The sequence below is a fragment of the Cyanobium sp. T1B-Tous genome, assembly GCF_024345475.1.
In the GTDB taxonomy this organism is placed as follows: Bacteria; Cyanobacteriota; Cyanobacteriia; order PCC-6307; family Cyanobiaceae; genus Cyanobium_A.
Window position 1 is genome coordinate 1 of sequence record NZ_JAGQBE010000083.1, and the last position, 8,876, is coordinate 8,876.

9 protein-coding genes are annotated in these 8,876 nt (G+C 56.7%); 3 read left to right on the forward strand and 6 right to left on the reverse strand.

What is annotated here, in order from left to right; all coding sequences use genetic code 11:
* The coding region (locus KBY71_RS13525) for a phosphonate ABC transporter ATP-binding protein (protein ID WP_254929417.1) at nucleotides 1-597 on the reverse strand (597 nt) is incomplete at its 3' end.
* A 348-nt stretch (nucleotides 598-945) separates the two neighbouring features.
* On the opposite strand from KBY71_RS13525, the gene KBY71_RS13530 reads away from it, so the two are divergent.
* A complete protein-coding gene (locus KBY71_RS13530; RefSeq protein ID WP_254929418.1) occupies nucleotides 946-1,563 on the forward strand; it encodes a methyltransferase domain-containing protein in 618 nt (205 codons plus the stop codon).
* A 176-nt stretch (nucleotides 1,564-1,739) separates the two neighbouring features.
* Nucleotides 1,740-2,102 carry an AbrB family transcriptional regulator gene (locus KBY71_RS13535; protein ID WP_254929419.1) on the forward strand — a complete coding sequence of 121 codons (363 nt, stop codon included), beginning with the start codon at nucleotides 1,740-1,742 and terminating at the stop codon, nucleotides 2,100-2,102.
* A 164-nt stretch (nucleotides 2,103-2,266) separates the two neighbouring features.
* On the opposite strand, the gene KBY71_RS13540 is transcribed toward KBY71_RS13535, so the two are convergent.
* Nucleotides 2,267-2,542, reverse strand: coding sequence for a hypothetical protein (locus KBY71_RS13540; RefSeq protein ID WP_254929420.1), 276 nt, complete (start codon nucleotides 2,540-2,542; stop codon nucleotides 2,267-2,269).
* A gap of 276 nt (nucleotides 2,543-2,818) precedes the next feature.
* Between KBY71_RS13540 and KBY71_RS13545 the strand changes: the two genes are divergently transcribed.
* The gene (locus KBY71_RS13545; protein WP_254929421.1) at nucleotides 2,819-3,064 is read left to right on the forward strand and encodes a hypothetical protein; all 246 of its coding nucleotides are present in this window, start codon (nucleotides 2,819-2,821) and stop codon (nucleotides 3,062-3,064) included.
* A 146-nt stretch (nucleotides 3,065-3,210) separates the two neighbouring features.
* On the opposite strand, the gene KBY71_RS13550 is transcribed toward KBY71_RS13545, so the two are convergent.
* The 4 genes from KBY71_RS13550 to hsdR all read right to left on the reverse strand — a co-directional run.
* Nucleotides 3,211-4,143, reverse strand: coding sequence for a restriction endonuclease (locus tag KBY71_RS13550; RefSeq protein WP_254929422.1), 933 nt, complete (start codon nucleotides 4,141-4,143; stop codon nucleotides 3,211-3,213).
* On the reverse strand, nucleotides 4,140-5,867 hold the full coding sequence (locus KBY71_RS13555; protein ID WP_254929423.1) for a restriction endonuclease subunit S: 1,728 nt from the start codon (nucleotides 5,865-5,867) through the stop codon (nucleotides 4,140-4,142). The genes KBY71_RS13550 and KBY71_RS13555 overlap by 4 nt, the downstream gene beginning before the upstream one ends.
* The gene (locus KBY71_RS13560) at nucleotides 5,864-7,321 is read right to left on the reverse strand and encodes a class I SAM-dependent DNA methyltransferase (RefSeq protein ID WP_254929424.1); all 1,458 of its coding nucleotides are present in this window, start codon (nucleotides 7,319-7,321) and stop codon (nucleotides 5,864-5,866) included. The genes KBY71_RS13555 and KBY71_RS13560 overlap by 4 nt, the downstream gene beginning before the upstream one ends.
* Before the next feature lie 3 nt (nucleotides 7,322-7,324).
* Nucleotides 7,325-8,876 (reverse strand): EcoAI/FtnUII family type I restriction enzme subunit R (gene hsdR / locus KBY71_RS13565; RefSeq protein ID WP_254929425.1); only part of this gene is annotated, 1,552 nt, incomplete at its 5' end.

Sequence of the window (8,876 nt, forward strand, 5' to 3'; positions counted from 1 at the left end):
AATAGTAGTTATTTGGAGGTCAATTGAAATATCTTTTAGTAACTTGAGTATTCCGTCTGAAGTGACAGGATCAAGGCTTGCGATCGGCTCGTCTGCCAAGATGATTTTCGGGCCTTGAGTCAAGGCTCTTGCAATCCCAACTCTTTGTTTTTGGCCGCCACTCAAGTCGCTAGATCTTGTCAATGCTTTTTCTAGTAATCCTACCCTTTCGAGATTTTCTAGTGCTAATAGTCGGTCTCTGTTTGGAAACGGAAAAAGTGTATTTATGCCATGATGATAGGGAAGTCTCCCCAATACAGTATTTTCAAGTGCTGTTTTTCTCTCTAGAAGCTGGTGACTCTGGAAGACCATAGCAGTTGACTTTCGATGCCTTCTTGTTTTTGTCACACCCTCGACCTTTCCCAACCCTGGCACTAATATTTCGCCAGTGGTCAATTTCTGAAGCAAATTTAGTGTTCGCAAAAGGGTTGACTTGCCAGCGCCAGATGCCCCGAGCAAAACAGTAAATTCTCCAGCTTTGAAGCTGATATCACAATTATGTACAGCATATTTATTGCCAAACATAACCGACGCATTGCGCACCTCAATGGCATTCATTGGAAATTTGTCTCTTTTTAAAGATTACTTCGGCACTTTGCACGAGTGTAATGCCTGGGTTAAGGCTCCGTTATCGGTTGATTATTTATCGGACGTTATAAGGGCTACAAAACTTTGTCTTCTGGGCGACATCTGCATGGTAGCAGGCAATCAAGTCAAGCTATTTTAGTTAAAGACTTTTATGAGCCTTGGGTACTAGTGAAAGTATGGACAACCTGCTTTTGAGAAATCTCCGTCAAGACAGGTGCATGAGTCTCAGTCCCTGACTTGGATGATTTCCTGGGTTATCCAAACCCTTCCTAGTTCGCCGGGGCTCCTGTTGAATATTTCACGGCTGAATTTCTCTTGATGACTGCTTCCACCTGGGATCAGCGCTACCGCGACGGCAATGATCGCTGGGAGCTGGGCAAGCCCGCGCCGCCTCTGGATACCTTTCTGCGCACTGACAGCCGAACTCCCCATCCACCGGCTCGGGTGTTGGTCCCCGGCTGCGGCCGGGGCCATGAGGTGGCCTTGCTCGCCGATCTCGGCTACGAGGTGATTGGGCTGGACTTCAGCGGTGAGGCCATTGAGCGCGCCCAGGCGGTGCATGGTTCCGATAGCACCCAGCTGCGCTGGCTGCAGGCCGATCTCTTTGATGGGTCGGCGCTGGCGGCAGCCGGCATCACCACCGGCAGCCTGCAGGGCGTGCTGGAGCACACCTGCTTCTGCGCAATTGATCCAACCCAGCGTGGCGCCTATGTCGACACCGCGGCGCGGCTGCTGGCTCCCGGGGGCTGGTTGCTGGGGCTCTTCTGGTGCCACCCGCGTCGGGATGGCCCCCCGTGGGGCAGCGACCCAGCGCTTCTGGCGCAGCAGCTGGCAGAAGCAGGCTTCCACAAGCAGCTCTGGGAGCGAGCGCAGGGCTCAGAGCAAGGCTCAGCCCTCGAGCGCGACAACGAATGGCTGGGGCTTTGGCGGCGCTGAGTAGCTGTCCTCCTGCACACCAAAGCCGTAGGAATAGCGCTCATGGCGCTGAACGAGAACCCTGCGGGTTAAGGGAGCAAGGATCGTGAGCAGCAGGCAATGGCGTTGCGAGCTCTAATGTCAAACCCACTGATCAACGCTAAATTGAAGTCGTAATGCGTTTGCCTTGATACTTCATGCTCACCGGTCCCGAACTGCTAGCCAAGGTCAAGGAACTAGGCGATGTCTCCAAGTCAGAGCTCGTTCGTGAGTGCGGCTATGTGAGCTCTAAGAAAGACGGCAGCGAGCGCCTCAACTTCACCGCTTTCTATGAGGCCCTGCTGGGCGCTAAGGGTGTAAGCCTTGGTGCCGATAGCGCCGGCCGGGGCAAGGGTGGCCGCAAGCTGAGCTACACCACCAAGATTCAGTTCAACGGCAATCTCATGGTGGGCAAGGCATACACCGCCATGCTCGACCTCAAGCCAGGCGATGAGTTCGAGATCAAGCTGGGCAAAAAGCAGATCAAGCTGATCCCTTTGGGCAGCACAGAAGAGGAGTGAGCAGCCGCCTGCTGTGATCTCTTGCACAGTGAAAGCAGGTGCCAGTAAGTTAGGTGCCGGCATGAGCGCCTGCATTCACTTGCCCGGCGGCTCCAGATAATCCCCCGCTCGCCCGGGGTTTTCTGTTGTCAGCTTTCAAGGAAATGGTGATTAGGCCATGTAGCTCAGCGCGGCAGCGGACAAAGCAAGGGTCCCGGTAGGCGGCAGGTGCGCCAGTCGCCATTGGTGCTGCTTACTTCCACACCGATCAGGCTGGCAGGATTGTCGGGCTCACTGAGATCGCCGATCCAGGCGATGGCATCAGCGATGGCGTCATCAAGGGAGTTGTACTGACCATCGAGCTCCAAGTGGGGCTGACAGCTGCCGTCGATGAGGCGGTAGCTGCGCTCAATGGACTGGCTTGCCTTGCGATGTCGAGCCGTTGATCCGGTTGCCTGCATATCCGTTCTTCTTGAAGCAACACCATGGCCAGCGGCAGGGGCGGCTGGCTGTATTCGCCAGAACGTTTTGATGCGTCGTTACTCGGTGACCTCTGGTCTGAGGCCCGGCGGGACTACTGCAGCTGAGATAAGTGGTGGGCCATGGGGCTGGCGAGCACTTCCCTTGGTCTGCCCCGGCAGCAGCAGCGCGCAAGGGCTAACGCAAGTCGCTGCGCGACTCTTGCGCGCTGCTGGCTTCTCCGGGGCGCAACGGCAGGGTCGTTCGCCAGCACAGCCATGGCCGCCACCCTCCTTTCCCTGCAGCTCAAGCCCGTTCGCTCTGCTGCAGAGCAGCAATGCCCGATTCGCATCATCTCGGTTCACCTTCTGGATGCCGCAGGCCGGCTGCTGCGGGTGCTGTTCCTCGATCGAGAAGGGCACATCAGCTCCCAGCCGCACTACGTGCCCCGCGAGGAGGCCCTAATCCTGGCTGCCAATCAGCAGCGGATGCTCGGCTCTCAGGCCCGAGTGCAGGTGCTCTGAGCCACTAGCCCGGCGGCTACCCCGCCGGGCTTTCTGCCGCACAATGCGGCAGCTCGTCATCGAGGTGGGACTAGGAGTTGCTGCGGATTGAACCTATGGCGACCCAGGCGGGCAGAGCGATGGAATCTGAAACCCATGGCGCCGGCCTAAACCCCCTCGAATTCCGAGAAGAAATCCTCATCCAGCCGGTGCACCACATAGGTGTCCTTCACCGAAACGCCCACGCCAGCGGTGATCATGAGCAGGGTGAGTCGGTTTCCATCTATCAGCACAATCCGCTTGTCCACAAGCCCGTTGGCGTAATCGCGGGCATCTTTGCTGAAACCGGACGTGGTGAGGAAGACGCCCTTGCTGGCGCCTACCCCACCCATGGCGCCGTAGAAAGCTTGGATCAACGGCCGCCCGATCGTCTGCTCCTGGTAGCGCTTGGCCTGGATGTAGATGCTGGCCAGACCCAGGCGGTCTTCATGGATGCGGCCATCGATGCCGCCATCGGGTCCGCGTTGTACCCCCTGGCGGGACTCAGGGCCCACGCCATAGCCAAGGGCACCAAGAAGCTGAAGCACCAGCGCCTCGAAGGCCTCGGGGCTGATCGCCTTTACCCGCTGCAGCAGCTCCCCGCGCACATCGGCTTCCAACTGGCTGATGCCTGCCGCGATCTGCTCCTCCGGAGTGACATCAGCTTCAGGAGCGGCTTCCGTGAGGGGTGTGCCATCAGTTGCTTCTGACTTGTCTGTTCCCCAGGCTTCCTCCCAGCCAGGAAATTGTTTAAGCCTGGAGAGGGTGACAGGGCCTGGTTCAGCAAGCAGCTGCCGGCCGCGCTCATCGAGTTGCACCCAGCCGCGTTTCGGGGTGGAAAGTGCCTGGGCTTTACGTAGGTAGGTGGCTGCCCAAAGGCTGCGGTTGCGGAACTTCGGCTGACCACTGGGGATGGTTTCGGCCAGCTGTTCTGCAGTGAGGCCAGAGACATCCATCATGCGCTGGATCACCGCTTTGACGTGGTGGGGCTCCCCGTCAGTCACGGCCTCCAACATGGGCCGCATCAGCTCGTGATACTTGGGTAAAGGTAATTCGGTCATGCAACTTTGGCCTCTGCGCTGAGATCGATGCCAGGGGCAAGGGCATCGGCAAGAACGGATTCAAGGAATCGACGGCTGTCTTGCTCCGTCACAGTGATTTGGGCCTCCAGCTGATCGCAGATCGCCATTAGTTCATCCACTTTCGCGACGATGCGGTGCTGCTCGGCGAGGGGAGGGAGAGGAACAGTAAGTGAACGGAGATTATCTAGATTGAGTCCCGGCTTGCCCGCACCGTAAGCGCGTTCCGTGAGCTCGTTACGACCACCAGATGGAGACATAAGACATAAGAGGAGCCAATCGGAAAGCTCCTTTCGTGTCGGCCTCATAAGACCAACATGTTGACTTACATAGGCCTCGCCTATGTCTTGGTCTAACGTAGCAGGATTTGTCACTCCAGCTCCCGTTATAACCATCAGAAGATCACCCATCTCAACTTTTGTGCGACTCCCTTCAGAGTTCTGCGGCAGATTTACGCACGCCAGGTCATCCAACTTGAGCTGGCCAAACCGTATGTTTTGAGCACGGATAAACCCAGCTCCGGTTGTTGCATAGAATTCGGCCCACCCACGCGACCCGCTTGTCACCATATTGCAGACTTCCCCGAGTGCTATCAGCTCCCATGACTCTGGCAAGCATTCAATATCCCTTGACAAATCTCGAACAGCAGGTTGCTTACGAGGTATCTCCCCCGCCTTCACCAGCCGGTCCTTCTCCGCCGCAATCCGCTTCAGCAGCTCCGCCGCCGGTTCATCACTAGGGTCTTGCGGAACCAGCTTGCCACGCACGGCGAGATTGAGGATTGTCTGCCGCAGTTGCTTGATATGGGTAGCTCGGCTGGTGATGTGTGGAAGGTTGTTGAAGGTGAAGCGGGCATGCTCGCGGAAGGTTTCTTCCTCTTCTGCGGGCTGGTTCAATCGCTGCAAGCTGGCCGCCACCAGGCTGTCACGGCACCTTTCTCTTTCCACCTTGGCCGCGTCCAGCTGATCGCAGAGGCTCATCAGCTCATCCACCCTCTCAACAATGCGGTGCTGCTCGGCGAGGGGAGGGAGAGGGAAAGGTAAAAGAGCAAAATCCGCATCATTGATTGCTGGATAGGATTGCCCGCGCTGATTCTCTTCGACGCACTCCACCATAAAAGTACTTCGAAGAACGATCCAGAGATAGCGCGGCATAACATGCCCGTGTCCGTTGAGGATTGCAAAGGCGGTGCTGGCGATTGGTTCTGGTTTGTACTCCTTGTCGATAATGGCGACATTCAAGAGATACGGACGTACACAGGAGTAAATCACGTCGCCTTTTTTTGTTATCTTGCGAGCCCTGCTAGGCGCTTCAGATGCTTCCAATATTTTTGGGTCGGCAACAACACCGGCCGCTTTATCGATGGCCGTGACATCGATGTAGGTAAATCTTGATTGCGGGATTTCCTGTCCGCGATCGCTTGTGACTTCACGAATGCGAGACCATAGCCAGTTCTTCGGTAGGCCGAAAGGCACATCTTCCATTCCTGGAAACTTCTTTGGTTTCCTTATATCCCCAATCTTCACTAGCCGCGCCTTTTCTTCAGCAATCCTCTTCAGCAACTCCGACGCCGGTTCATCGCTGGGGTCCTGCTCCACCAGCTTGCCACGCACCGCAAGATTGAGGATGAAGCGCCGCAGCCGTGGAATCGCATCAGGCGCTTCGCTGACCCGCTCGAAATGCTGTAGGAGCTGCTCGGCGTTCATCGCAGCAGCGCCTCGGCCAGGATCGCCTTGAGCTGATCGCGCAGGCTGGCGGTCTTCAGCTCGTCCTGTTCCAGCTTGGCCAGCAGCTCGACTGGGTCGCCGTGGTCATCAGCCACGGTGTGGGGGTTCTTGAAATCCAGGTTGAAGTTGCGGGCCTTGATCGCCTCAATGGGCACATTCCAGGCCTGCTCAGTTTCCTGGCGGTTCTGGCGCTCGACTCCACCCCACCAGTCCACGCAGTCCTGGAAATGCTCCACCCGGATCGGCTTTGTCATCGAATAGGCCTTCTGGCCCGGTGGCACCCGGTGCTCGTAGAACCAGATGCCTTTGGTTGGCTCCCCTTTTTCAAAGAACAGCAGGTTGGTGCCGATGCTGGCGTAGGGCTTAAAGACCGAGTTCGGCAGCCGCACGATCGTGTGCAGGTTGCACTCCTCCAGTAGGTGCTCCTTAAGGCGGGTCTTTACGCCTTCGCCGAAGAGGGAGCCATCCGGTAAGACGATCGCGGCCCGCCCGCCTGGCTTGAGCAAACGGATGAACAGAGCCAGGAACAAATCAGCGGTCTCCCTGGTGCGAAACTGAACCGGGAAGTTGTCCTGAATTCCATCCTCCTCCTGCCCCCCGAAGGGCGGATTGGTCAAGATGATATCCACCTGGTCGCTCCTGCCATAGCTGGCATAAGGGCGGGTGAGGCTGTTGTCATGCTCCACAAAGCTGGGATCTTCAATCCCATGCAGGAGCATGTTGGTGATGCACAGCATGTGGGGTAGCTGCTTTTTCTCCATCGCCCGCAGACCTGCCTGCATCGCCTGTTCATCGGCAACCGTTTTCACCGAGTGATCACGCATGTGCCGAATCGAACAGGTAAGGAAGCCACCTGTGCCTACTGAGGTATCCAGCAGCAGTTCTCCGGGTTTCGGGTCAATGCGATCCACCATGAAGCTGGTGACACCCCGAGGTGTGTAGTACTCCCCTGAATTGCCAGCACTTTGCAGGTCATTGAGTAGTTGCTCATAAATGTCACCGAAGTGCTTGCGCTCGCTCAGATTATTGAAATCAACTTCATTGATTTTGTTGATCACCTGCCGAAGCAGCTGCCCAGACTTCATGTAGTTGTAGGCGTCTCGGAACACCTCTCGCACCACCTTGCCTCGGTTTGGGTGCGATCCCTTCAGGGGCATCTCCTTGAGGTAGGTGAAGAGCTCCTGGTTAATGAACTCCAGCAGTTCATCCCCGGTAATGCCCTCGGGATCCTTGGCCCAGTGGCGCCATTGCAAGTGGGTGGGGATTGGCGAACTGAAGCTCTCCTCCATCACCTCAAGCTTGAGGTCCTGGTCGTCGATGATCTTCAGGAAGAACATCCAGCAGAGCTGGGATAGGCGTTGGGCGTCTCCATCGACACCCACGTCCTTGCGCATGATGTCCTGGATGGACTTGACCGTGGTTCGTGCCGACATCGCTCAGGCCGCCTCCGCATACAGGCAATCCTGCAGATCATGCACCGCCTTCTGGAAGCCGGCCCTTGAGCCGAACCCCTGGATCAACTCGAAGGCAGTCCCCATGGTGGTGAATGGGGGGATTTCGAGGATCTTGACATTGTCCAGATCGCCCACTACACCCTCGTCTTGGTACTTCTCGAGCAGGGCCTCCAAGACCGCCCTCGCTTGGGGCCCGTAAAGGCTGAACACATCCTTCCGCACTCGGGCGGCCCGCTCACGCCGGGTGAGGGGTGGCTGATCGAAGGCGATGTGGCAGATCAGATCGAAGGGATCCAGGTCTTTGCCGACCTCCTCCTGCAGTGGCTCCAGCAGCAGTCCCTCTGCCGCCAGTTCATCAATGATCGATTGCTTGCGTTCTTCTCCCCGCCAGCGGCGCAGGAAGGCATCCAGGCTGGCGTACTGCTCCCTCACCGTCTTGCGGCTGTAATCCCGCAGCGACTCGGTGACGAGCTTGCCGTTTTCATCCAGGTACTCCACCCGCTCGGTGAGCACGGACACTGCCTTCCCCTTGATGTAGTACTTCCGGTTTTTATCGCCCGGCGGATCCTGTGGAAACGGGTCATCATCTAGATCGCCAATAGTCGTGTCCTCACCCTCTTCATCGCTGGGGTCCTGGCTGTCTTCCCCATCAGGTGGATTTGGAACATCAGGTGGGAGCGGAGAGTCGTCTTCCCCAGGTTCATAGATCTGTACCGGCTCACCATCGAAGTCAGGATCAGCAAAGTGATTGGTAGCTTTACGGAAGTCCACCAGGGTGAAGTAGTACTTCTCGCTGTCGGCATGCACCCGTGTGCCTCGACCCACGATCTGCTTGAACTCCGTCATCGAGCCCACTTCCCGGTCCAACACAATTAGTCGGCATGTCTGGGCATCTACCCCTGTGGAAAGCAAGCGTGAGGTCGTTACGATTACCGGATAGGCCACCATCGGATCAATGAAATTATCAATGTCTTTCAACCCTTCTTCGTCATTTCCCGTGATCCGCATCACGTAGTGGGAATTCGCCTTTGCTAGATCCTGGTTCTCGTTGATCAGTGCCTGCCTCATCAGCTGGGCATGCTCGGTATCTACGCAGAAAACTATGGTTTTCTGGAAGCGATCGCCACTGGCCCTGAGGTAGTTGCTGATCCATTTCGCCACTCGGTTTGTGCGCTCGTCGATGACCAATGTGCGATCGAAATCCTTCTGGTTGTAGATGCGATCATCTATTTCATAGCCTCGGTCATCCACTTCCCCTAGCTTCGGGCGGTAGCCCTGCACATCTACATCCAGGTGGACGCGGATCACCTTGTAGGGAGCAAGGAAGCCATCTCGTATGCCCTGCTTGAGAGAATAGGTATAGAGAGGTTCGCCAAAATAATGAATGTTGGATACATATTTTGTTTCTTTCGGCGTTGCAGTCAGGCCGATCTGGGTGGCATCCGCGAAATACTCCAGGATCTCTCGCCAGGCGGAATCTTCTGCTGCGCTGCCGCGATGGCACTCATCCACCACAATCAGATCAAAGAAACCC